Source organism: Bacteroides sp. QWL-09 (assembly GCF_058683585.1).
Genome location: NZ_CM178748.1, coordinates 1,356,011 through 1,379,553 on the forward strand (window position 1 = coordinate 1,356,011; position 23,543 = coordinate 1,379,553).

Genomic DNA, 23,543 nt, shown 5'->3' on the forward strand with positions numbered 1-23,543 from the left:
AATTTATTGTAATAAAAATCAAAATACCAATTGTCATTTTTCAAACCGATATTTCTAATCGGTTATTTAGCGAACTTCTTTTATAAGTTCCATACCTTTCTTAATGGCTTCTTCATTCATCGGAATAAGATGGTGATGGCGTTCAGGAAGTGTCTTTTTAAGACCCTTGATCACGCTTTCTAGACTAACAACAGGATGTAATTTCAGCAATCCACCTAACACAATCATGTTAAAAGCCTTAGCATTATTCATCTCATTAGCTGCGTCCATCGCATTAATCTGATAAACCTTAATATCTTTTCGTGTCGGAGGGTTGATAATACCATATCCGTCATAAATCAATATTCCAGCAGGTTTCACGCGGCTCTCGAATTTCTCGAGTGATGGCTGGTTTAGTATGATAGCAGCGTCGTAAGTACTCAAAATCGGAGATGAGATTTTATCATCACTCACAATAACAGTCACATTCGCTGTACCACCACGTTGTTCCGGTCCGTAAGCAGGCATCCAAGTCACCTCTTTGCCTTCCATCAGTCCGGAATAAGCTAAAATCTTTCCCATAGACAGCACACCTTGACCACCGAATCCTGCTATAATAATTTCTTCTTTCATTATATTGTTGATATTTAGCGTTATTCTTTGTCTTTCAAATCACCAAGAGGATAGAATGGGAACATATGTTCTTCCATCCATTTATTTGCTTTTTCCGGTGACATTTTCCAACCCGAGTTACAAGTTGAAACAATTTCAACCAAGTTAGAGCCTTTACCACTCATGGAGTTCTCAAAAGCTTTACGAATAGCCTTTTTAGCTTTTCGTATGGCAGGAACCGATTGAACCGATTGTCTGGTGACATAAGCCGTACCTTCCAATTGAGCAGCAACTTCAGTAATCTTCAAAGGATATCCGTGAAGGTTTACATCGCGGCCGTATGGACAAGTTGCCGTTTTCATTCCCACCAAAGTTGTTGGAGCCATCTGTCCACCAGTCATACCATAAATAGCATTATTGATAAATATAATGGTAATATTTTCACCTCTATTTAAAGCATGAATGGTTTCTGCAGTTCCAATACAAGCTAAGTCTCCATCACCTTGATAAGTGAAGACCAAGTTTTCCGGCCATAACCGCTTGATGGCACTAGCTAAAGCCGGCGCACGTCCGTGAGCAGCTTCTTGCCAATCAATATCAATATAATTGTAAATAAAGACTGCACATCCTACAGGGGATATTCCGACAGCCTTGTTCTGTAAACCCATCTCTTCGATAACCTCGGCAACGAGTTTATGGACAACCCCGTGACTACATCCCGGGCAGTAGTGCATCGGAACGTCATTCATCAATGTTGGTTTTTTATAAACCAAGTTTTCGGGCTTAATTATTTCGTCTCTAGTCATAATTTATTCTCCTTATCTGTTGGTGAATCGTATAAAAAACTCCATGATCTTAACAAATATGGCAGTTCCGCATACATAAATGAACAATTTAAAATCATCTTTGGCAACGAAGTAGACAATGATAGATGCCACAGCCAATATCATGAATAAAATGTTTAGTATGTTTCTTATTTTATCGGGATTCATCTTTGTTTTTATAAATTATTGAGTAATTATTCTTTTCTAGTAAAGATATTGAAATAGATCAAATCAACTTCTCTTTTAAAGCAGCGACTATTTCTTCAGGGTCCGGAACGATTCCGCCTAAACGTCCAAAATGTTCAACTTTGACCTTACCATTTACTGCAAGACGAACATCTTCAACCATTTGTCCGGCATTCAACTCAGTCACCAACATACCCTTAACCTTGCCTGCATAAGAAGCAATAGCATCAGTTGGGAAAGGCCACAACGTAATCGGACGCAAAAGACCAATCTTAATGCCTTCTTTACGAGCCAATTCCATGGCTTTCTGCCCAATACGTGCCATTGATCCGAATGCCACGATCAAATAATCAGCATCATCACAATCGATTGTCTCAAAACGAACTTCGTTTTCTTCTATCAAACGATATTTCGCTTGGAAACGGATATTATTTTTTTCCATTTCTTCCGAACGTAATTCCAAAGAAGTAATCACATTCGGCTTCCGACCGTTAGTTCTTCCTGTCGTTGCCCATGGACATTCTGCAATAATCTCTTCGTTAGTACGACGAGGCGTCACTGCCGGCAAAACAACTTTTTCCATCATCTGTCCGATAACACCGTCCGCCAAAATAATAGCCGGATTGCGATATTTAAATGCAAGTTCAAATCCAAGTCCAACAAAGTCGGCCATTTCCTGAACAGATGCAGGAGCAAGAGCAATCAACTTATAGTCGCCATGACCTCCACCTTTTACTGTTTGAAAGTAATCGGCTTGACTAGGTTGTATGGTACCTAATCCAGGACCACCTCGCATGACATTAACCACGAGACAAGGAAGTTCAGCACCAGCAAGGTATGATATACCTTCTTGTTTCAAGCTAACCCCAGGGCTAGATGATGAGGTCATTACTTTTTTGCCGCTTCCTGCGCCACCATATACCATATTAATAGCAGCAACTTCACTTTCTGCCTGAAGTACTACCATTCCTGTAGTTTCCCAAGGCCGTTGTTCTGCCAAAGTTTCTAAAACCTCTGATTGAGGAGTAATAGGATAGCCGAAATACCCATCAACACCATAGCGAATGGCTGCATGTGCGATGGCTTCGTTTCCTTTCATTAATACAACTTCTTCTGACATAATAATTCGATGATTGAATTGTGAGCCTATGTGTCAATGCTTCGGTTGGTACGACCAATCTTACATGATTTTCGGCGATACATAATGTTATTCTACTTTCACTTTATAAACGGTAATACATCCGTCAGGACATACCGTAGCACATGAGCTACATCCATTACAAGTGTCTTCTTTCACGGGTTGGGCATAATTATACCCTTTGATGTTGACCTCTTTAGCTAAAGCAATCACATCAAGTGGACACGCCACAACACAAAGGTTACAACCTTTGCAACGTTCTGTGTCAACCACTATTGCTCCCTTAATTTTTGCCATAATTTCTTTATCTTATTACGTTTAATGATTAAACATGTCTTTATGATAGAAGTTTAAAATATCGATGATTATAGCCCGAGCTTGAACAGCCGGACTCTGAGGATTAATATCGATGGCCGATTGGTAGTTATTTAAAGCTTGTTGCCAATCTCCTTTTTTGCGGAAAGCGTTTCCTCTTATGTAGTACAATTCATCCTTATTCGTAGGATCTTCTTGTATCATTCGATCCAATTGTTCTAAAGCGGAAGTGACCTCTCCTCGAGAGATGAGATCTTGCAATTCTTTTAGTTGATCCATCTTTGTTTTTTTTAGGATTCTATGAGACAAAGATAAACTTTATTTTGATAAAAAGATTGTTAGGCTTTGAAAAAAGTGACTTTTATTCTATTTTTTAGTTAATAAATGTTTTAAAACAGTTTTTTGCTAACATTTTGATAGCTTCACACAGAGCAAACGTCGAATAAAGCACATACACCGAGGGTAAAAAATAGGCCAAACTTTCAATTTAACACAACTGGTAATTTTCGCTCAGAGACCTAGCTAAAAAACAAAAGACAACCAACAGATCTAAACCAATAAAAAGTTGTAAGCCAAGAATATAAAAGACTATCATTTTGAGAGAGCAACCTCCACAAACAATAACACATTCAACTCAGAGCAACTCTATTACAAACAATAGGTCGGTAGCCACTTAAACAAATCACCCGTGCTACAAATGAAATGTAACACGGGTGAACTTATAATTTTAAAGTCATCAGGAACTTCATCCCCAGACGCTTATTTTACCGGAATCTTATCAATACGTTTCTGATGACGACCGCCTTCAAACTCTGTTGCAAAGAAGTTCGACAGAATCACATCAGCTTCTTCATTGCTGATAAAACGTCCCGGCATAACCAATACATTGGCATCATTATGCAAGCGTGCTAATGTGGCAATCTCCGGATTCCAACACAATGCAGCACGTATGCCTTGATGTTTGTTCAAGGTCATATTGATTCCATTTCCACTTCCACAAATGGCAACTCCCGGATAACAAGTGCCTGCTTCAACCGCATTAGCAAGTTGATGAGCAAAATCCGGATAGTCAACACTCTCAGTTGAATAAGTCCCAAAATCTTGATAAGCATAACCTTTAGCATCCAACCACTGGCGAACGAACTCTTTAAGTTCATATCCAGCATGATCAGAACATAAGCCTATAGTCTTTTTCATGATAACATTTCTTTTACTTGTTTGTATACATTCTCAGCAGTGAAACCAAGTTTCTCGTCAAGCACCGTATAAGGTGCAGAGAAACCAAAAGATTCCAATCCGAAAACTTTCCCGTTCGCTCCGACCAAACCTTCAAGGTTAACCGGTAGTCCGGCTGTCAATCCGAAGATCTTCGCATTTGCCGGCAAGATAGCCTCTTGGTATGCTTTCGGCTGACTGCGGAACAATCCTTCAGAGGGCACCGAAACAATACGCACCTTAACACCTTCTTGGCGTAAAAGAGTAGCACCGCTAACCAAGGTTGCCACTTCCGAACCGGAAGCCACCAAGATTACATCAGGATTTTCATCAGACTCTGCGATGACATAAGCGCCCTTAGCCGCTTCTTGATAAGTTGTATCTTGAGGTAAGTTATTAACGTTCTGACGTGACAAGATCAATCCAGTAGGAGTGCTCATATTTTCCATCGCCAATTTCCAAGCCACAGTTGTCTCTTCTGCATCTGCCGGACGAAGTACAAGCATGGAGTTCGCTCCCTTATGATTTTTCAGTTTCTCCATCAAACGGATTTGAGCTTCTTGCTCAACCGGTTCGTGAGTCGGTCCATCCTCTCCTACACGGAAAGCGTCATGCGTCCAGATAAATTTCACCGGTTGCTCCATCAACGCAGCCATACGAATAGCCGGTTTCATATAATCAGAGAACACGAAAAAAGTACCACATGCAGCAAGAACGCCACCATGTAAAGACATACCGATACAAACGCAAGCCATCGTTAACTCAGAAACACCCGCTTGTAAAAATGCACCACTAAAATCACCACGTTTGAAAGCATGAGTCTTTTTCAAGAAGCCATCGGTCTTATCAGAATTAGACAAGTCTGCCGAAGACACAATCATGTTTTCCACTTGTTCAGCTAAAGCGCCAAGTACGGTTGCCGAAGCAACACGCGTTGCAACATTCGCTTTCTGAGCGATAGCTTCCCAATTGACTTGAGGTGCTTTTCCAGAGAAGAACAATTGCAATTTCTCAGCTAATTGTGGATTTGCCTTAGCCCATTCTGCTTTAGCAGCATAACGTTCCTTTATAATTTCTGCAAGTTCAGCTTCACGCTTAGCATATAACTCAGCGACTTCCGGGAAGATCACAAACGGATTAGTCGGATCACCATTCAAGTTCTTGATGGTATTTACGTAAGCATCGCCACCCAATGGTGCCCCATGAGTACCGCAGTTCGCTTCATAGCTACTACCATCAGCTTTACGAGCTCCTTTACCCATGATTGTTTTACCAATAATCAAGGTTGGTCGTTCCATTTCAGCTTTAGCCTCAACAAGAGCAGCACGAATTTCATCCGGATTGTTACCGTCAATAGTGATTACCTTCCATCCCCATGCTTCATACTTCATGGCCACATTTTCAGTCGTCACCTCAGTCGTCTCTGTCGAAAGTTGAATATCATTAGAATCATAGAACATGATCAAGTTATCCAACCCTAAAGTTCCAGCCATTCGGCCTGCACCTTGTGAAATTTCCTCTTGGATACCACCATCGGAAATATATGCGTAAATGGTTTGGTTCATTACCTCGCCAAAGCGTGCTTTTAGAAACTTCGCAGCGATAGCGGCTCCCACAGAGAAAGTATGCCCCTGTCCCAATGGACCAGATGTATTTTCAATACCGCGCATCACGTCTACTTCAGGATGTCCCGGTGTAGGGCTTCCCCATTGACGGAACTCTTTAAGTTCTTCGATCGTGAATTTACCGGTTAATGCCAATGTAGAATACAACATTGGAGACATGTGTCCGGGATCAAGGAAAAAGCGATCGCGTCCTTCCCAAGCCGGGTTTTTCGGATCGTGTATTAAAAACTCTGAAAAGAGCACATTAATAAAGTCTGCTCCACCCATGGCACCCCCCGGATGTCCCGAGTTTGCTTTTTCAACCATTGAGGCTGCAAGGATGCGAATGTTGTCTGCAGCACGGTTCATTAGTTTGCTATCGTTCATTTCTTTTGGTTTTAAATAGTCTCTTATGGTAAGTCATATTTATACATTATGGTAGCAAATACATTTGCTTGTGCAAAGATAAGGCTTTTATGGTTAATGGACAATCGTATGTTGATATCTTTTTGATGTTTAATATTATGTATAGAGCATCTTATACCAGTAAATCAAACCTTTAGAATAAACAATCAACCCTCTATTAGATTTCAATATTAAAAGAAAGAGGGTATCCTTTAAAAGGACACCCTCTACAAATAGATATATTTAACGATCTATTATACAAGTCTTCTAGAACCGTCGCCAATGACCACGTCATAAACTTTCGGACTCATTCCAAATTTCGCTTTGAAAGCTTCTTGAGTTTTCTCTACAAAATCAGCATAAAGTTCCTCTTTAACTAAGTTTATCGTACAGCCACCAAAGCCACCGCCCATCACACGTGAACCGGTTACCCCAAATTCTTTCGCACAATCGTTCAAGAAATCGAGTTCTTCACAGCTCACTTCATATAATTTGCTCATACCATGGTGCGTCTCATACATTTTCTGACCAACAGTTTCGTAGTCATCTTTTTCCAAAGCTTCACATACATCAAGCACTCGTTGAATTTCTTCAATTACGTACTCTGCACGCATGAAATCCTCTTCACTCACTTCTGCTTTCACCTCTTGAAGCATCTCCATCGTACAGTCTCTCAAGAATTCAACATTTGCATGTTTTTTCTGAATAGCCGCAACCACATTCTCGCAGCTCTGACGACGTTTATTGTAAGCCGAAGAAGCCAATTCGTGTTTAACCACAGAATCCAACAATACCAAACGATAACCTTTTGGGTGGAATGGGAAATATTGGTATTCTAACGAACGACAATCCAAACGGATAAGGTGTCCGGCTTTTCCGAAGACAGAAGCAAATTGGTCCATGATGCCACATTTCACCCCACAATAGTTGTGTTCAGTAGCCTGTCCCACTTTTGCCAATTCGAACTTATCGATTTTGTTCTCACCAAAAAGTTCATTAATAGCAAAAGCATAAGTACTTTCCAAAGCAGCAGAAGAAGACATTCCGGCTCCCAAAGGCACATCACCTGAGAAAGCAGTATTGAATCCCTTAACCTCAACACCACGTTTAATCATCTCGCGGCATACACCGAAGATATATCTAGCCCAGCTAGCATGTGGTGCATCTTCTTCATTTAAGCCAAATTCTACATAATCTTTCAAATCGATAGAATAAGCTCTGACTTTATCTGTACCATTCGGTTTGATCTCTGCGACCATTCCTTTATCTACAGCTCCGGGAAAAACAAATCCCCCATTATAATCGGTGTGTTCGCCAATTAAGTTAATACGACCGGGTGAAGCATATACATATCCGGTAGTTCCGTCAAAGTGTTTAATAAAACGACTTCTTACGTGTTCTATGTCCATGATATAAAATATTAGAAAGGTTTATATTTGTGTTTACTCTACTGGAATATCTTTATTCACATTCTTGCAGCCTACCAAAGCGTAGTATAACATATAAGTTACTCCAGCGAAGATTACCCAGTAACTTGCCATATAGCTATTAGTAAGATCGGCAACAGCACCTTGAATAAGAGGAAGGATACCTCCACCGCAAACCATTACCATAAAGATACCTGAAGCCATTGCAGTATATTTACCTAATCCTTCTACTGCTAAGTTGAAAATGCCACCCCACATAATCGAAGTACAAAAACCACAAAGCACGAAGAACATGATACCCATAGGTACAGTTGCCATACCGAATCCGATATTAGCTCCACCTTTAAATACAGGCATTGCAATTGTTGATGTTGTTGGAGCAAACATACCAATTAGAAGGAAGACCATAGCCAAAGTACATACGAATGTCAACTGAGCTTTACTTGTAAATTTAGCACCTAATGCACCACCAAATAAACGTCCGACCATCATCAAGAACCAATAAGTACCGACAATTGATCCCGCCATTGCAGTATCCATGCCAAACCCTTTAGCACCTGCAGCATCAGTCGATGTTGTCAAGAACAAGTTAATAAAGTTAGGAATACCCACTTCAACGCCTACATATACAAAGATCGCAATAGTTCCTAATACAAAGTGACGGAACGACATTGGACTGTGTGTATCTTTAACCTTGTGTCCATTTGCACTTTCTTTGTGAGGTTCAGGAATCTGCATTGTAGCCAATACTACAAAAACCAAAGCAAAGATACCCATGGCAATAAACAAAGCAGGGTTAGCATCGCTGATGCGTGTATCTTGACTAATGGTACCGATTAAGTAACCACCTAATACCGGAACGATTGTTGCCGAAATAGAGTTTAATGAACCACCAAATTGGATTAATTGGTTACCTCTCTTACCGCCACCACCAAGAGTGTTAAGCAATGGGTTAACTACAGCATTCAACATACACATTGAGAAACCAGAAACAAAAGCTCCAGTCAAATACACCCAGAAAACAGTCAGTTCGCCTGGTTGATAATTCATTTGTCCTGAAAGTATTTGAATACTTACACCAATAAGCCCTACGGCAACAGCAGTCAAAGCAGTCTTCTTATATCCAATTTTCTTCAGCATAAGACCTGCCGGAAGTCCCATAAAAGCATAAGCAATAAAGTTAGCCGCGTTACCCAACTGAGTCATCCAGTTAGCAGCTTGAAACTGTTCTTTTACAATAAGCCCCAATGGGTTAGTTAGTCCTGTTACAAAAGATATCATGGCAAAAAGCGCAAACATCATCGCAATAGGCAATGCATAATTCTTTTTTTGTTGTGTCATGGTTGTTTTTTTGATAATTGTTAGTTTATAATAGTTATTTAGTTTTTTCTTTTATTGCTCCACACCGAATTTATAAATTGTCACCTGTTGGTATTCATCACCCGGCAATAACGTAGCCGAAGGGAAATGCGCCTTATTCGGCGTATCAGGAAAACATTGTGCTTCAAAGCAGACAGCACTTCTAGCCGGGAATGTAGCGCCGTGGGCACCTTCAAAGCCGCTAAGCCAATTACCGGTGTAAAGTTGCAATCCCGATTCTGTGGTATAAACCTCCAACGTACGACCGCTTTTAGGATCTTTACAAGTCGCCGCCAAATCGAGCGATCCGATCTCCTGTTTGTTGAGCACATAACAATGGTCGTATCCTGCACCAAAAACGAGCTGTTGATCTTGATCATTGATGCGCTCGCCTATCGTATGAGGAGTAGAGAAATCCATTGGTGTTCCTGCCACCTTCGCGATCTCACCTGTCGGTATCGAAACCTCATCGATCGGAGTATAAAAATCCGCGTTGATCGTTAAAACATTGTCCGTAATAACCGGACTCGGAGAAGCGATACCGGCAAGATTGAAAAAGGCATGATTGGTCAAGTTAACCGGCGTGGCCTTATCGGTTGTCGCTCTATATTCTATAACCAAAGCATTTTCCTCTTCTTCAAGGCGATAAACCATATCGACTTCTAAATTGCCGGGAAATCCTTCTTCATAGTCTTTCGAAATATAATGAAACTGAATGGTCTGAGCATCAATCTGAGTAGCTTCCCATACACGAGCGTGAAAACCAGTCGGTCCACCATGAAGAGAGTTTGGTCCATTATTAATAGCCAACTCATGCTCTTCACCGTACAACGTAAATTTGCCTTTAGCAATACGGTTACCGTATCGTCCGATAATGGTATTTAAAAAAGGTTCTGGACTATTTATCACGTGATCGATGCTGTCGTGTCCTAAAACCACGTTCGCATAATCACCCGATTGATCCGGAACCATAATGGAAAGAATGGCACATCCGTAGTTTGTTACAGCAACCTCCATTCCTTTACTATTTCTCAACAAATATAAATCGATGGGATGTCCATTGATCGTTTTTTGGAAATCTTCCCGTTTAAGTTTAGAAAGATTATTTTCAACAAAATATGTGTTATTCATGTTTGTACTTATTTAAATTTCATGCAAATAAAGATAAAATCTTTCTGACTGACAAATAATTTTAGGCAAATGTAATCAGGGACCATTGAAGATTAAAAATTATCATTTTACATTCAAACAACATGACTTGCACAAAAAGAATTATTTAGGTCATTGTTTTTTTGTGTAAATTTTGTTTTTTTTGTATGTTTGTTCCCTGTTTAAAACACCTATTTTGTAGAATTAATCTAGATTTATAACCAAAAACAAAATGTATCCATTAAAATTCGAACCTATCCTAAAGCAAACCCTTTGGGGTGGCGACAAAATTGTTCCATTTAAACATTTAAATTCCGACTTAAGAGGAGTTGGAGAAAGTTGGGAAATCTCTGGCGTTGAAGAAGACGAGTCTATCGTTGCCAACGGACCGGATAAAGGTTTGACTCTGACAGACATGATCAGAAGATATCGTGAAGAACTCGTTGGCGAGGCAAACTACGCTCGTTTTGGAAACAAGTTTCCTTTACTGATTAAATTTATCGACGCGAAGCAAGACCTATCTATTCAAGTTCACCCTTCGGATGAGTTAGCAAAGAAACGCCACAATTCATTTGGAAAAACGGAAATGTGGTATGTCGTCGGAGCAGATAACGGTGCCAAGTTACGTTCAGGATTCTCAGAAGAGATCACTTCAAAAGAATACAAGGAACGTGTGCGTGACAATACGATAACAGACGTCTTACAAGAATATAATATCCATTCCGGTGATGTTTTCTTTTTACCGGCGGGACGAGTACACAGTATTGGAGCCGGAGCTTTTATTGCCGAAATACAGCAGACTTCGAATATCACTTATCGTATTTACGACTTCAACCGCAAAGATGCAAACGGAAACACCCGTGAATTGCATACCGACTTAGCGCGCGAAGCCATCAACTATGAAGTTCTAGATGACTATAGAACAGCATACGAACCGGTTGAAAACGAACCGGTTGAACTAGTTGCCTGTCCCTATTTCACTACAACCCTTTACGACATGACTGAGGAGATCACGTGTGATTATTCCGAATTGGATTCTTTTGTCATCTTCATTTGCCTTGAGGGGTCATGTACCATCAGAGACAATGAGGGCAACGAGCTTCTGATGAAAGCTGGAGAGACCTTGTTATTCCCTGCAACAGTGCAAGATATAACGATCAATCCAACGGAAGGTTCGGTTAAACTTTTAGAGACTTACGTCTAAGCTATTTTTCTGAAAAAGAATAAAAAACAGCAAATTGTTTTGTTTTCTCAAACAATGCATTTATATTTGCAACCGATTCAATAAAACAACAAGCAATGAGATTAATGTTAGTAAATACATATTGGTGGTGGCGCCTATTACAACTCCGACAGTCGTAAGGGAGCAGCGCTCGTATGTATATACCAACTAAATAATAGAACATAAATTAGAGCCCTGTCGCAACCTGCGACAGGGCTTTTTTTATGCCCATCATCGAGCTCACCCCACTAAACCAGACCCTTTTAAAAAAAACAAATCAAAATATAAATCAAAAAATGAACACACCTTATTCAATTGACAAGAACGGCTATTACGGCGAATTTGGCGGGGCTTATATCCCTGAGATCCTACATAAATGCGTTGACGATTTAAGAAACAGCTATCTGGGAATCATTGAAAGTGAATCCTTCAAAAAAGAATTCGATCAACTGCTACGCGATTATGTTGGTCGCCCATCTCCTCTGTATTTCGCCAAACGATTATCCGAGAAGTACGGCTGCAAGCTCTATCTCAAACGCGAAGATCTAAACCACACCGGTGCCCATAAGATCAACAACACCATTGGACAAATCCTATTAGCCAGACGCTTAGGCAAGAAACGGATCATTGCCGAGACCGGTGCCGGCCAACATGGTGTAGCGACTGCAACGGTTTGCGCCCTAACCAATATGCAATGCATCGTTTACATGGGAAAAACCGACGTCGAACGTCAGCAGATCAATGTGGAAAAGATGAAGATGCTCGGTGCAACAGTTATCCCGGTAACCTCAGGCAATATGACCCTGAAAGATGCGACCAACGAAGCCATACGCGACTGGTGCTGTCATCCCGAAGACACCTATTATCTGATTGGGTCGACCGTTGGTCCTCATCCCTATCCCGATATGGTCGCTCGCCTACAATCGGTCATCAGTGAAGAGATTGGCAAACAGCTACTCGAAAAAGAAGGACGCAACTACCCCGATCACCTCATCGCTTGCATCGGTGGAGGAAGCAACGCTGCCGGAACGATCTACCACTACATCAACGACAAACGGGTTAAGATCACTTTAGCCGAAGCCGGCGGAAAAGGGGTCGACAGTGGAATGACTGCCGCAACCATCCAATTAGGTAAGATTGGCATCATCCACGGCTCACGTACCTTCGTGATCCAGAACGAAGATGGACAAATCGAAGAGCCTTATTCCATCTCAGCCGGACTCGATTATCCCGGCATCGGACCGATGCATGCTCATCTGGCTGCACAGAAACGAGCCACCGTATTACCGGTCAACGACGATGAAGCTATCGAAGCCGCCTACGAGTTGACTCGCTTAGAAGGAATCATCCCGGCATTAGAATCTTCTCATGCTTTAGGCGTACTTCGTCAGCTGACCTTCAAGCCCGATGAGATCGTTGTTCTAACCGTCTCCGGACGCGGTGATAAAGACATCGAAACTTATCTTTCCTTTAACCAATAAACCCAAACGTCACAATGAGAACCTATCACTACACCACAAACTCTCGGCAGATCTTGGGCGATCTACATACCCCAGTCAGCCTTTATCTCAAATTGCGCGATCGCTACCCACAATCCGTGCTGATGGAAAGTTCCGATTACCACTCGGCCGAGAATGCCTTCTCGTACATTGCGATCTGTCCTCTAGCTGAAATTTCGGTCAACAGCGGTTTGGTGAGCACCACCTACCCCGACAACCAACGCTACTGCGAACCCCTCAGTGCAACCTTCACTCCTGAGAAAGCCATGAATCAATTCATGGCTAACTTCCAGATCGAAGGGAACCACCAATCCGTTTGCGGACTCTACGGATACACCACTTTCAATGCCGTACGCTATTTTGAGAATATCCCCATCAAAGAAAGCCACCAAGCCGAGAACGACGCTCCGGACATCTATTATCTACTCTACAAATACGTCATCGTATTCAACCATTTCCGTAACGAGTTGACACTAGTGGAGCTTTTAAAAGACGGGGAGTCCAGTGGATTAGACGAACTCATTCGCCTTCTCGAAGATAAGAAATTTGCGTTATACGATTTCAAGCTGACCGGTCCGATCAGTAGCCCCATATCTGACGAAGAGCACAAAGCCAATATCCGTAAAGGAATCGCTCACTGCATGCGAGGCGATGTTTTCCAGATTGTGCTCTCCAGACGTTTCATCCAACCCTTTATGGGTGATGATTTCAACGTCTATCGTGCTCTTCGGAGCATCAACCCCTCGCCGTACCTCTTCTATTTCGATTTTGGTGGCTTTCGCATCTTCGGCTCATCGCCAGAGACTCATTGCAAGATCGAAAACAACGAAGCCTATATCGACCCGATCGCCGGAACAACACGTCGTACAGGCGACACGGTGAAAGACAAAGAGTTGGCCGAAGCTCTACTCAACGACCCGAAAGAGAACGCCGAGCACGTCATGCTCGTAGACTTGGCCAGAAACGATCTCTCCCGCCATTGCACCGACGTTCATGTCGACTTCTATAAAGAACCGCAATATTACAGTCACGTTATCCATCTCGTGAGCCGTGTCAAAGGTACCCTTCCCGAAGGAGCCGATCGAATCAAAACCTTTATCGACACCTTTCCGGCAGGCACACTCAGCGGAGCCCCAAAAATCAGGGCCATGCAGCTCATTAGCGAGATCGAGCCACACAACCGTGGAGCATATGGAGGATGCATTGGCGTCATTGGATTCAACGGAAATTTAAATCAAGCCATAACAATTCGTACATTTGTCAGCAGAAATAACGAACTTTGGTTCCAAGCTGGCGGAGGTATCGTTTCCGCTAGTCATGAAGAAAATGAATTGCAAGAAGTAAACAATAAATTAGGAGCGTTAAAATCGGCTATCGACCTTGCCGCCCAATTAAAAAAATAAAGAAACGATGAAAATCTTACTGTTAGACAATTACGACTCTTTCACCTACAATTTGGTGCATGTAGTCAGAAAGCTAGGCTTCTCAACGATTGATGTGGTTCGTAACGACCAGATCGATCTAGATCTCGTGGAGTCGTACGACAAAATCATCCTCTCCCCCGGGCCGGGCATTCCCGAAGAAGCCGGGCTGCTTCTTCCCCTCATTAAACGTTATGCTCCGACCAAACCCATCTTAGGCGTCTGCTTGGGTCACCAAGCCATCGGCGAAGCTTTTGGTGCACATCTCACCAACCTCGACAACGTCTACCATGGCATTCAGAGCGAGATCAGCATCCTTAGCCACGAAGACGTATTCAAAGGACTCGCCCCTCGCATCGCCGTAGGACGTTACCACTCTTGGGTGGTCGACAAGATCGATTTTCCTGATAGCCTCGAAGTCACCGCAGAAAGCGATGAAAGGCTCATCATGGCTTTACGGCATAAACATTATCCCGTTTACGGCATTCAGTTTCATCCCGAATCGGTTCTAACCCCAACGGGAGAACAGATTATTTCCAACTTCCTCAACCTATAATAAACGTATGAAAGAATTATTATACCGCCTTTTTGAACATCAATCTTTAAGCCGCGAAGAAGCCCGGCAGCTCATGCACGACATTGCCGGCGGGGTCTACAACGAGGTACAGATCGCTTCACTAACCACTGTTTTTCTGATGCGTAACATTACCATCGAAGAAATCTGTGGCTTTCGTGAAGCCCTTCTCGAAATGCGTACACCGGTCGACCTCGATGCTTACGATGCGATCGATATTGTAGGCACAGGAGGTGACGGAAAGAATACCTTCAACATCTCCACCGTAACTAGCTTCATTGTAGCCGGCGCAGGATATAACGTCGTAAAGCACGGTAACTACGGTGCAACCTCTATCAGTGGAGCCAGCAATGTGATCGAGCAGCACGGGGTCACCTTCACCGCCGATACCCAACGCCTAAAGCGTAGCCTGGAAGGGTGCCACATGGCCTACCTCCACGCGCCACTGTTCAACCCCGCTCTCAAACAAGTTGCCCCCATCAGAAAGGCACTTGCCGTACGCACCTTCTTCAACATCCTTGGTCCGTTGGTCAACCCCATCATCCCCAAGTACCAATTATTAGGGGTATACAACCTCTCGTTATTCCGGCTTTATACCTATACCTATCAAGCGGTCGACACCCACTTTGCCATTGTGCATAGCTTAGACGGTTACGACGAAATCTCGCTGACCGACAATTTCAAAGTGGTAACTAGTCGTGAAGAGAAGATCTATTCCCCCGAAAGCTTAGGATTAGGACGCTATCACGAGAACGATCTAATAGGCGGAAATACTCCGGAAGAAGCCGCTCGTATCTTCGACAATATCCTAAAAGGTTGCAGTACACAAGCTCAACGCGAAGTCGCCCTCATCAACGCCGCCTTTGCCATTCAAGTCAAGCAACCCGAAAAGAACATCGAAGAGTGTCTGGCCATCGCAACCGAATCGCTCGATAGCGGAAAAGCCCTTCAAGTCTTAAAACAGTTCATCGAACTCAACTCATAGTTTTACCGAACTCTATTCATCATCGCTTATGAAAGATATTCTATCAGACATCATTCAGGAAAAAATCAAGGAGATTAAGCAACAACAATCCGTCCTGTCGACCGAACAGCTTGAAGAAAGCCTAGACGTCACCCCTATCCGCCGCTCGATGAAAGAAGCCCTGCGGCAGTCGCCCACCGGCATCATTGCCGAATTTAAACGTCGTTCACCCTCGAAGGGATGGATCAACGAAACTGCAGATCCGCAAATCATCGTACCCGCTTACGAGAGAGCCGGTGCTGCCGCCTGTTCGATCTTAACCGATCCTTCTTTTTTCGGAGGCAGCCTAAGCGATATTCGTAGAGCACGCGACCTCGTCGACCTCCCCATTCTTCGAAAGGACTTCATCATCGATGAGTACCAACTCTACCAATCGAAAATCATCGGTGCCGATGCCATCCTGTTGATTGCTTCTGCACTCGACAAAAAAAGCTGCGCCCAATTGGCTCAAAAAGCTCATGAACTCGAATTGGAAGTTCTTCTCGAGCTACACGACGAAAAAGAAATCGATTATATCACCCCCCACGTGGATATGATCGGAGTCAACAACCGCCACCTCGGCAGTTTTCATACCGACGTCGACCAGTCGTTCCGCCTAGTAGAACTTCTACCGAAAGACGCCATTCTGGTCTCCGAGAGTGGACTGTCGGAAGCAGAAACGCTAATCAAGCTCCGTCAAGTCGGCTACCATGGCTTCTTGATGGGCGAACACTTCATGCGTCAAGCCGATCCCGGTGTTGCCTTACAACAATTCATAGCCCAAATTAAAGCCTCAGACCTATGATCGGAAATAAGCTCATCAAAGTCTGCGGGATGCGTCAAGCCGAGAACATCCGAGAAGTCGAAGCCCTTGGTATCGACCTGATGGGCTTCATCTTCGTCCCACGTTCGCCCCGCTTTGTCGCCCAACGGCCCGATTATCTTCCCACCCATGCACAACGCATTGGGGTGTTTGTCAACGAGACTCCGGAGGTGATCGAGCGTCAAATTGAAGCCTTCCAACTTCAAGGCATTCAACTTCACGGAGACGAATCACCAGAGATCTGCCAAGTCTTTCATTCCCGTCCCATAACGGTCATCAAAGCCTTTTCCGCAGCTTGTGCCGACGATCTTGCCCGAACATCGGCCTACGAAGGCACATGCGACTACTTCCTGTTCGACACCCCATGCGATCAACGTGGTGGTTCAGGTCGTTCGTTCAATTGGGATCTTCTTCAAGCCTATCAAGGAAAGACCCCCTTTTTCCTAAGCGGAGGACTCCATCCGGAGAGTGCACGCGACCTCCAACAGTTCGACCATCCCCGACTTGCGGGATATGATCTAAACAGCCGGTTCGAATCCGCTCCGGGAGAAAAAGAGGTCCCTGCCCTTGAGCACTTCCTCACCCAACTGTCACAACAGGCCTCACTCTTATAAATGAGACAGAACAATAATTAGTGATAATCAGTCAGACTAAAACAATCAGTCCTATTAATCCAATAAAAAACATCTAAAAAGAATCCATCATGAACAGAATACCATCCCTTTTCCAAGACAGCAACCACTCTATCCTATCCATTTACTTCTGTGCCGGCACCCCCACCCTCGAAGGTACAGTCGACGTCATCCAAACCCTCGAACAGCAAGGCGTTGACCTCATTGAGATCGGCATTCCGTTTAGCGATCCGATGGCCGATGGGCCGGTCATCCAAACCGCCTCAAACCAAGCTTTGAGAAATGGTATGAGCGTTAGAACTTTATTCGAACAACTCAAAGAAATCCGACCGTCCGTTCGTATTCCTCTCGTTCTAATGGGCTATCTCAATCCAATCGTTCAATACGGATTCGAAGCTTTCTGTCAGCAATGTGCCACATGTGGTATTGATGGGGTGATCATTCCCGATCTTCCTTTCCACGAGTACCAAAATCTCTACAAGAAGATCGCCGATGCTTACGATGTCAAACTCATCATGCTCATCACTCCTGAAACCTCGGAAGAACGTGTGCGACAAATCGATGCGGCAACCGACAGTTTCATTTATATGGTCTCGGCAGCAGCAACCACCGGTGCACGCAATAGCTTTAGCCCCGAGCAACTTCACTACTTCAGCACCATCAAAAGCCTAAAGTTGAAGAACCCTTGTTTGATTGGCTTTGGCATCTCTAACCCAGAAACCTACACCGCTGCTTGCACCTACTCTTCGGGAGCCATCATCGGCAGTTCGTTTGTTGCCCTGCTTGAGCAAGAAAAAGATCCGGCAATAGCTATCACTCGACTCAAACAACAAATCGGCTACACAGCAACGACTAGTCAAACCGATCAAGTTCAATAGTCCACGAGTTGAAATATCGATTTAAACTCACTCCAGAAACGACGAAGGTGCTCTTTCAATCTAAAAGATTAAAAATGCAGAAAATATACAAAATAAAAGTTTATAAGAAGAATTTGAAGTAATTTATCAATTTAAAGCGAATTTTGATTATAAATATGTATCTTTGTCAGCAAATAAACGGAAAAATCAAAATATGAGAGTAAGAACACCTTCAGTTTTGTTAATATACACCGGCGGAACTATCGGAATGATAGCCAACCCAGAAACAGGGGCTCTAGAAAATTTCAATTTCGACCATTTATTAAAACACGTCCCTGAACTTAAACGATTTAATTACCGAATATCTTCCTATCAGTTCGACCCGCCGATCGACTCTTCTGATATGGAACCCGCTCTTTGGGCTAAAATAGTCAAGATCATCAATTACAACTACGACTATTACGACGGATTTGTCATTCTGCATGGTACAGATACTATGGCCTACACCGCTTCAGCTCTCAGCTTCATGCTGGAAAATCTGAGCAAACCGGTCATTCTAACCGGATCACAGCTACCGATTGGTATCTTGCGAACCGACGGAAAGGAAAACCTCATCACCTCAATTGAGATTGCAGCCGCCAAGAATCCCGACGGTACAGCCATCGTTCCGGAAGTTTGCATCTTCTTCCAGAACCACTTGATGCGAGGTAACCGAACCACAAAAATCAATGCCGAACATTTCAATGCCTTCCGATCGAACAACTATCCACCGCTTGCTCGTATTGGTATACACATTAAATACGAACCGAACCTCATTCGGAAGTCTATTCCCGATCTACCGTTGAAGCCTCATTATCTGTTCGACACGAACGTCTTGATGCTCACCTTATTCCCCGGCATACAAGAAAGTAGCGTCAGAGCCATTTTGAATGCTCCTAATCTAAAGGCCGTTGTTCTAAGAACTTTCGGGTCGGGTAATGCTCCACAGAAAGAATGGTTCATCAATCTACTTAAAGAAGCCACATCAAGAGGTATCATCATTGTAAATATCACCCAATGTGCTTCCGGTATCGTAGAAATGGAACGCTATGAAACCGGTATCCACCTCTTGGAAGCGGGAGTCATCAGTGGATACGACAGTACCCCCGAATGTGCCATAACCAAACTTATGTTCCTTCTAGGACACAAATATTCCTTGAAAGAGATCAGAAACAAGATGAACTCCTCACTAGCCGGTGAGATCACTAAAAATTCTTGACCGTCAGCAGATCGTTGAGCTAAAGTTCTAGGCCCTATATATCAGGGCTATGACTTTATTGCTCGAAATGATTGTTTTTCTACCACCCTTCACGCAAAAAAAGCTTGTTTATCGCGCATACAAAAGCTAGATTGACAAATCATATTCATTTAGACATTCAATAAAATTATAGGTTCACTTGACCATCAAGAAGAGATTAAAAAACTTTTCAAAATGGCTCAAAAAAAAGCTCATAAGATATGCAGTTGAACCAATTACCCCAAAAAGCAGAATGTTTGAAACGAAATATCGTAAGACCAGATAGCTCATATTGAAAATCGTCTTGTAGCCTAACCATTTATTCACGTAGGATATCACATTATTCACGCAGGATATCACATTATCCACGCAGGACACTGAATTACTCACGCAGGGTAAATCATTATCCTCCCAGCATAATTTCGTATTCCCCACTCCTCTCTGTTCAAATCGCTCATCATTCGAATCGACTCTCTTTATCCATCCCCCTATTATCATCGCCAATGCAATCGCACGTGCCGTTAAAGACCTCCGCTATGAGCACCCGCTCTTTAAGAAACCGGTCGTTCAATCCCGAATGTGCCGCCATCATTTGTTGGTCACTATCCGAAGAAAAGATCTCATCGAGCATCGATTCCCGGGAACTAGAATCGGAAAACGTTGCTTGCTTTTCTTTATGCTTTCTTTTTCTCTTTCTCTCTCTCTTTATATAAAGAGATACTACTGTTACTAAAGCGCGCGCGTACGCGGGAGGACAAACGTCTGTCTTTCAGCGCCTTTCTACTTCAATGTTCGATCCAATTAACACTCTAATTAACAGTCTGATTAACATTCCCATTAACAGTTCGGTTAACCTTTCCAGGCGTGCCGGAAGAACCTAAACCTTCGGAGAAAGAAGTCAAAGAGCCCAAAGTGAAAGACGAGTATCGAACAGAACAAGATTTGAAACCAACAACAGCAGAAGAGTTAGAACCATTAGTAGAGTTGGAAGTAGTCATAGAGTTAGAAGTAGTCACCAAGAATTTTAGAGAATGGTCGAAGAGCCCAAAGCACTTAAAGGTTCTGCAATCTCAAGAGCATACTCCCTAAACCTTTCATGCCCTCATTGGCTAACGACAATTAGAGCTTGTCATCGAGAGGCATATCACGCTCTCTCGAAAATTAAAATCAAATGTTTTCACCATTAAAGTCTCTCATTTTTTAAAAACTTTCATAGAGTTAACTCCCTTGATTTGTTACACTTACAAAGAAATAAACAAAAAAAAGCATGTACGGTAAGGTCTACCTTACCGTACATATAATATTTTAAATAGACCTTTGTAGACCACTGAATAAATGGCGAATATTGATTCATTCTAATTAAAAGAAATAATGAAAAACAATCACAAACATTTGAACAAAAAAGAAGTCGAACCAATTATATTAAGTATGGGAGAAAAGTGGTTTATAACCATCCCTTTTGAATGAGTGGAAAAAGCAATCAAATTGTTAAAAAAGGCAAAAATATTAATTAATGTTATCATTTTCAATGATTTATAATATAGAATAAAAGTAATAAGCCTATCTTTGTCCTTGAAATAATAATAGATTGAGTCTACACCGTTCAATCTTCGAATTAAATCCTTTAAATGATTAAGAAATAGCCATATGACCTTAAAGAAAAGTAATTTTGTTATAGTTTTCTTCGTAATTTGTTTATCGTTAGTTGTACACAGTTGTATAAACGAAGAAAAGAATTTTTATGACCCGACTTATAAAACACCTAACCCTTTAGAGATTACAGCTCCGGAAGGATTTAACGGGCAAACTGTTTCATCGATTAAAATAAGAGTGGATGTCAATGATGAGTTCGACGGTGCATACGACTACACCGTAAGTTTCTACGATCGGAATCCGTTGAACGAGGGCGCCAACCAATTGGCTGTAGGTGTGGCCAAAAAAGGAGAACCATATGAGACAGATGTTAACTTCTTAAAGGGAACAACTTTAGTCTATATTGAGCAAACTGATCCTAGGGGACGCAAATCAGTAGCGTCGGTCAACATAGAAGGTAATACCTCGGACTTGATCTATTATAACTTTGCCCATGTGAACGCAACAACTCAACCTCAATTGAGAAAAGCAACCACTCGCGTCATTGCCAACCGTCCGGCTTACAATCAATATACGACTAGCGATATTCCTTGGTCGGCCGAAGAGATTACGTCATCAACAGTCATACAAAGCTATAGTTCATACACCATTTCCAACTCATACACCGGTACTTTTACACACAACGGTACAACAAGTTCCAAATTGTTTATAACGGGAGAATGGAACTTCGATTCCTTCAAAGTAGAAAATGGACTTCAGATCATCGTGTTATCCGGCGGGAAAATTAAAGCCAATAACCTCCACTTGGTCAACAATTCGTCGCTAGAGGTGATGAATGGTGGAGAGGCAGAGATCGGCACATTGCAATTGTCGAATAATAATAGGGTGATTAACCTCGGTCGGTTAATATTGGGCGATACGTCGAACAATCCGGGTGTTTTCTATAACGGCGAAAAGGCCTACATGAGTATCAGCGGAACATTGAACGTCGGAGGAGCGTTGCTTTATAACGACGGATTGATTTATGCTAAGAATATTGACAGCACTTGGGGTAACCAATTCGTCAACAACTGTCATATTGAGGTTAGCGAGAGATTCCGTTATGAAGGCGGATATTTAGAATTAAACACCTCTGCCATCATTGCAAAAGTAATTGAGTTGAATGGAAATACAGTCTACCTATTAAGTGGCTCAATGCTAAAAGCTACTCAGGAGATGTTATTAGGTTCGAATACAACCTTCTTGAACTATACTAACGGGACTCGTTCTTTGATCAAATCACCGTCGATCGACTTCTCGGCAAACATTCTTTATAGCGGTGCATTAATGATAGAAGCCGACACCCACCCATCGGGAACAATTTGGTGGTCGCCTTATACATTAGCCAATGGAGCTATGATGACTTCATACAATGGTTCTAACTTGATCATCACAACTTGCTCAGGTGAAGTAAACACCCCTATTGGCGGAACAGACCCACAAGATCCGGGCGATCTGGAAATTAACAATTGGTATAGCTACACCTATGCTTTTGAAGATCAATGGCCGTTGTATGGTGATTATGATATGAACGACTTGGTGGTACGAATTGGTAATATGCGCCTACAGAAGAAGAAAATGGGTGGATATTATTATGTTGATAATTTATCGTTTACCTGTAAGGTGATGGCCGTAGGAGCCACTAAGAACTTATCGTTGGCCCTTCAACTCGATGATATCTCGCCAGCTGCTATCAAGAGTGTAACCAACAATTACAGCTACTCCGCATTAGGGATGAATCACTTTAACCAAAGTGGCTATATTGAATATAATCAGCAGTACGCGGTTATTCCTCTATTCTATAGCGCTCACCGCATGTTATCGAACAATGTAACGCAGATTAATACAATCAAACAAGGACTATCCGGCTCAACACAAGAGTTTACGGTAAACATCTCGTTTAAGAACAAAGCATTGAGAGAGCTGACCATAAGAAATAACTTTAATCTCTTTATCATAACCGACGGACAGGTGAACAAGAACAGAAAGGAGATTCACTTGAGTGGCTATAAACCAACAAATCTTGCTTCAACAGTCTTCTTCAACAACAACAACGATAAATCGTCTAGAGGTTACTATACGAGTGAAGACAACTTGCCTTGGGGATTCTTGATTGCACAAGATGAATATCTCTCCAACGAGAGTGCACTCTGGAAGTGGCCACAAGAATATACTCCAATCATCACGGCTTACAGCAAATTCGCCGATTGGGTATTATCGGGGGGGACAACAGAGCTCCAATGGTATAAAGTATACGATAGCGATAAGGTCTACTAAAATGCTAAAGAATAATAAGAGCCGGAAATTTGAAAGAGTTTCCGGTTCTTTTTTTATATAAAAGTTTAAAAAAAATTATATTATATATATATTTGCGTATTATATATTAGAGAT

At 42.4% G+C, this 23,543-nt stretch carries 22 protein-coding genes; 11 read left to right on the top strand and 11 right to left on the bottom strand.

Features of this window, described 5'->3' with window-relative positions:
• Positions 1-66: 66 nt before the first annotated feature.
• The 10 genes from AC4PG5_RS05350 to AC4PG5_RS05395 all read right to left on the bottom strand — a co-directional run bounded on the left by AC4PG5_RS05350 (position 67) and on the right by AC4PG5_RS05395 (position 10,195).
• On the bottom strand, positions 67-612 hold the full coding sequence (locus AC4PG5_RS05350; RefSeq protein WP_492030394.1) for a 2-oxoacid:ferredoxin oxidoreductase subunit gamma family protein: 546 nt from the start codon (positions 610-612) through the stop codon (positions 67-69).
• Between the two features lie 20 nt (positions 613-632).
• Positions 633-1,397 (bottom strand): thiamine pyrophosphate-dependent enzyme, encoded by a 765-nt coding sequence (locus AC4PG5_RS05355; protein ID WP_492030395.1) that lies wholly within the window; start codon positions 1,395-1,397, stop codon positions 633-635.
• A gap of 244 nt (positions 1,398-1,641) precedes the next feature.
• Positions 1,642-2,721, bottom strand: coding sequence for a 3-methyl-2-oxobutanoate dehydrogenase subunit VorB (locus AC4PG5_RS05360; RefSeq protein WP_492030396.1), 1,080 nt, complete (start codon positions 2,719-2,721; stop codon positions 1,642-1,644).
• A gap of 87 nt (positions 2,722-2,808) precedes the next feature.
• On the bottom strand, positions 2,809-3,036 hold the full coding sequence (locus AC4PG5_RS05365; protein ID WP_492030397.1) for a 4Fe-4S dicluster domain-containing protein: 228 nt from the start codon (positions 3,034-3,036) through the stop codon (positions 2,809-2,811).
• A gap of 21 nt (positions 3,037-3,057) precedes the next feature.
• Positions 3,058-3,333 carry a tetratricopeptide repeat protein gene (locus AC4PG5_RS05370; RefSeq protein WP_492030398.1) on the bottom strand — a complete coding sequence of 92 codons (276 nt, stop codon included), beginning with the start codon at positions 3,331-3,333 and terminating at the stop codon, positions 3,058-3,060.
• A gap of 480 nt (positions 3,334-3,813) precedes the next feature.
• A complete protein-coding gene (gene rpiB / locus AC4PG5_RS05375; RefSeq protein WP_492030399.1) occupies positions 3,814-4,251 on the bottom strand; it encodes a ribose 5-phosphate isomerase B in 438 nt (145 codons plus the stop codon).
• On the bottom strand, positions 4,248-6,260 hold the full coding sequence (locus tag AC4PG5_RS05380; RefSeq protein ID WP_492030400.1) for a transketolase family protein: 2,013 nt from the start codon (positions 6,258-6,260) through the stop codon (positions 4,248-4,250). Before AC4PG5_RS05380 ends, rpiB begins: the two co-directional genes overlap by 4 nt.
• A gap of 272 nt (positions 6,261-6,532) precedes the next feature.
• The gene (gene galK / locus AC4PG5_RS05385; protein WP_492030401.1) at positions 6,533-7,687 is read right to left on the bottom strand and encodes a galactokinase; all 1,155 of its coding nucleotides are present in this window, start codon (positions 7,685-7,687) and stop codon (positions 6,533-6,535) included.
• A 33-nt stretch (positions 7,688-7,720) separates the two neighbouring features.
• Entirely contained in the window at positions 7,721-9,046 is a 1,326-nt protein-coding gene (locus AC4PG5_RS05390; RefSeq protein WP_492030402.1) for an MFS transporter, read from the bottom strand.
• A gap of 51 nt (positions 9,047-9,097) precedes the next feature.
• Positions 9,098-10,195 carry an aldose epimerase family protein gene (locus AC4PG5_RS05395; RefSeq protein WP_492030403.1) on the bottom strand — a complete coding sequence of 366 codons (1,098 nt, stop codon included), beginning with the start codon at positions 10,193-10,195 and terminating at the stop codon, positions 9,098-9,100.
• Positions 10,196-10,445: 250 nt separating this feature from the next.
• Between AC4PG5_RS05395 and AC4PG5_RS05400 the strand changes: the two genes are divergently transcribed.
• The 9 genes from AC4PG5_RS05400 to AC4PG5_RS05440 all read left to right on the top strand — a co-directional run bounded on the left by AC4PG5_RS05400 (position 10,446) and on the right by AC4PG5_RS05440 (position 19,502).
• Positions 10,446-11,417 (top strand): type I phosphomannose isomerase catalytic subunit, encoded by a 972-nt coding sequence (locus AC4PG5_RS05400; RefSeq protein ID WP_492030404.1) that lies wholly within the window; start codon positions 10,446-10,448, stop codon positions 11,415-11,417.
• A 314-nt stretch (positions 11,418-11,731) separates the two neighbouring features.
• A complete protein-coding gene (gene trpB / locus AC4PG5_RS05405; RefSeq protein ID WP_492030405.1) occupies positions 11,732-12,916 on the top strand; it encodes a tryptophan synthase subunit beta in 1,185 nt (394 codons plus the stop codon).
• Between the two features lie 14 nt (positions 12,917-12,930).
• On the top strand, positions 12,931-14,337 hold the full coding sequence (locus AC4PG5_RS05410; protein ID WP_492030406.1) for an anthranilate synthase component I family protein: 1,407 nt from the start codon (positions 12,931-12,933) through the stop codon (positions 14,335-14,337).
• A gap of 7 nt (positions 14,338-14,344) precedes the next feature.
• A complete protein-coding gene (locus AC4PG5_RS05415) occupies positions 14,345-14,911 on the top strand; it encodes an anthranilate synthase component II (RefSeq protein ID WP_492030407.1) in 567 nt (188 codons plus the stop codon).
• A 7-nt stretch (positions 14,912-14,918) separates the two neighbouring features.
• Positions 14,919-15,914 (top strand): anthranilate phosphoribosyltransferase, encoded by a 996-nt coding sequence (gene trpD / locus AC4PG5_RS05420; protein WP_492030408.1) that lies wholly within the window; start codon positions 14,919-14,921, stop codon positions 15,912-15,914.
• 28 nt (positions 15,915-15,942) lie between these two features.
• Positions 15,943-16,737 carry an indole-3-glycerol phosphate synthase TrpC gene (gene trpC / locus AC4PG5_RS05425; protein WP_492030409.1) on the top strand — a complete coding sequence of 265 codons (795 nt, stop codon included), beginning with the start codon at positions 15,943-15,945 and terminating at the stop codon, positions 16,735-16,737.
• Positions 16,734-17,369: a phosphoribosylanthranilate isomerase gene (locus AC4PG5_RS05430; RefSeq protein ID WP_492030410.1), complete on the top strand. Its 636-nt coding sequence runs from the start codon at positions 16,734-16,736 to the stop codon at positions 17,367-17,369. The genes trpC and AC4PG5_RS05430 overlap by 4 nt, the downstream gene beginning before the upstream one ends.
• 89 nt (positions 17,370-17,458) lie before the next feature.
• The gene (gene trpA / locus AC4PG5_RS05435) at positions 17,459-18,265 is read left to right on the top strand and encodes a tryptophan synthase subunit alpha (RefSeq protein ID WP_492030411.1); all 807 of its coding nucleotides are present in this window, start codon (positions 17,459-17,461) and stop codon (positions 18,263-18,265) included.
• A gap of 193 nt (positions 18,266-18,458) precedes the next feature.
• Entirely contained in the window at positions 18,459-19,502 is a 1,044-nt protein-coding gene (locus AC4PG5_RS05440) for an asparaginase (RefSeq protein ID WP_492030412.1), read from the top strand.
• Between the two features lie 475 nt (positions 19,503-19,977).
• On the opposite strand, the gene AC4PG5_RS05445 is transcribed toward AC4PG5_RS05440, so the two are convergent.
• Positions 19,978-20,151, bottom strand: coding sequence for a hypothetical protein (locus AC4PG5_RS05445; RefSeq protein ID WP_492030413.1), 174 nt, complete (start codon positions 20,149-20,151; stop codon positions 19,978-19,980).
• A gap of 233 nt (positions 20,152-20,384) precedes the next feature.
• Here AC4PG5_RS05445 and AC4PG5_RS05450 point away from each other — a divergent pair, with 233 nt between their 5' ends.
• Positions 20,385-20,609, top strand: a complete 225-nt coding sequence (locus AC4PG5_RS05450) for a hypothetical protein (RefSeq protein WP_492030414.1) — start codon at positions 20,385-20,387, stop codon at positions 20,607-20,609.
• A 558-nt stretch (positions 20,610-21,167) separates the two neighbouring features.
• Positions 21,168-23,429, top strand: coding sequence for an LruC domain-containing protein (locus AC4PG5_RS05455; protein WP_492030415.1), 2,262 nt, complete (start codon positions 21,168-21,170; stop codon positions 23,427-23,429).
• Positions 23,430-23,543 lie beyond the last annotated feature (114 nt).

What these genes read in the sequence shown, in the direction of transcription:
- AC4PG5_RS05455 (WP_492030415.1), top strand. Translation starts at nt 21,168, where the DNA reads ATGACCTTAAAGAAAAGTAATTTTGTTATAGTTTTCTTCGTAATTTGT.
- galK (WP_492030401.1), bottom strand. Translation starts at nt 7,687, where the DNA reads ATGGACATAGAACACGTAAGAAGTCGTTTTATTAAACACTTTGACGGA.
- AC4PG5_RS05410 (WP_492030406.1), top strand. Translation starts at nt 12,931, where the DNA reads ATGAGAACCTATCACTACACCACAAACTCTCGGCAGATCTTGGGCGAT.
- AC4PG5_RS05370 (WP_492030398.1), bottom strand. Translation starts at nt 3,333, where the DNA reads ATGGATCAACTAAAAGAATTGCAAGATCTCATCTCTCGAGGAGAGGTC.
- AC4PG5_RS05360 (WP_492030396.1), bottom strand. Translation starts at nt 2,721, where the DNA reads ATGTCAGAAGAAGTTGTATTAATGAAAGGAAACGAAGCCATCGCACAT.
- rpiB (WP_492030399.1), bottom strand. Translation starts at nt 4,251, where the DNA reads ATGAAAAAGACTATAGGCTTATGTTCTGATCATGCTGGATATGAACTT.
- AC4PG5_RS05440 (WP_492030412.1), top strand. Translation starts at nt 18,459, where the DNA reads ATGAGAGTAAGAACACCTTCAGTTTTGTTAATATACACCGGCGGAACT.
- AC4PG5_RS05400 (WP_492030404.1), top strand. Translation starts at nt 10,446, where the DNA reads ATGTATCCATTAAAATTCGAACCTATCCTAAAGCAAACCCTTTGGGGT.
- AC4PG5_RS05365 (WP_492030397.1), bottom strand. Translation starts at nt 3,036, where the DNA reads ATGGCAAAAATTAAGGGAGCAATAGTGGTTGACACAGAACGTTGCAAA.
- trpB (WP_492030405.1), top strand. Translation starts at nt 11,732, where the DNA reads ATGAACACACCTTATTCAATTGACAAGAACGGCTATTACGGCGAATTT.
- trpA (WP_492030411.1), top strand. Translation starts at nt 17,459, where the DNA reads ATGAACAGAATACCATCCCTTTTCCAAGACAGCAACCACTCTATCCTA.
- AC4PG5_RS05355 (WP_492030395.1), bottom strand. Translation starts at nt 1,397, where the DNA reads ATGACTAGAGACGAAATAATTAAGCCCGAAAACTTGGTTTATAAAAAA.
- trpD (WP_492030408.1), top strand. Translation starts at nt 14,919, where the DNA reads ATGAAAGAATTATTATACCGCCTTTTTGAACATCAATCTTTAAGCCGC.
- trpC (WP_492030409.1), top strand. Translation starts at nt 15,943, where the DNA reads ATGAAAGATATTCTATCAGACATCATTCAGGAAAAAATCAAGGAGATT.
- AC4PG5_RS05415 (WP_492030407.1), top strand. Translation starts at nt 14,345, where the DNA reads ATGAAAATCTTACTGTTAGACAATTACGACTCTTTCACCTACAATTTG.
- AC4PG5_RS05380 (WP_492030400.1), bottom strand. Translation starts at nt 6,260, where the DNA reads ATGAACGATAGCAAACTAATGAACCGTGCTGCAGACAACATTCGCATC.
- AC4PG5_RS05350 (WP_492030394.1), bottom strand. Translation starts at nt 612, where the DNA reads ATGAAAGAAGAAATTATTATAGCAGGATTCGGTGGTCAAGGTGTGCTG.
- AC4PG5_RS05445 (WP_492030413.1), bottom strand. Translation starts at nt 20,151, where the DNA reads ATGCTCGATGAGATCTTTTCTTCGGATAGTGACCAACAAATGATGGCG.
- AC4PG5_RS05395 (WP_492030403.1), bottom strand. Translation starts at nt 10,195, where the DNA reads ATGAATAACACATATTTTGTTGAAAATAATCTTTCTAAACTTAAACGG.
- AC4PG5_RS05430 (WP_492030410.1), top strand. Translation starts at nt 16,734, where the DNA reads ATGATCGGAAATAAGCTCATCAAAGTCTGCGGGATGCGTCAAGCCGAG.
- AC4PG5_RS05390 (WP_492030402.1), bottom strand. Translation starts at nt 9,046, where the DNA reads ATGACACAACAAAAAAAGAATTATGCATTGCCTATTGCGATGATGTTT.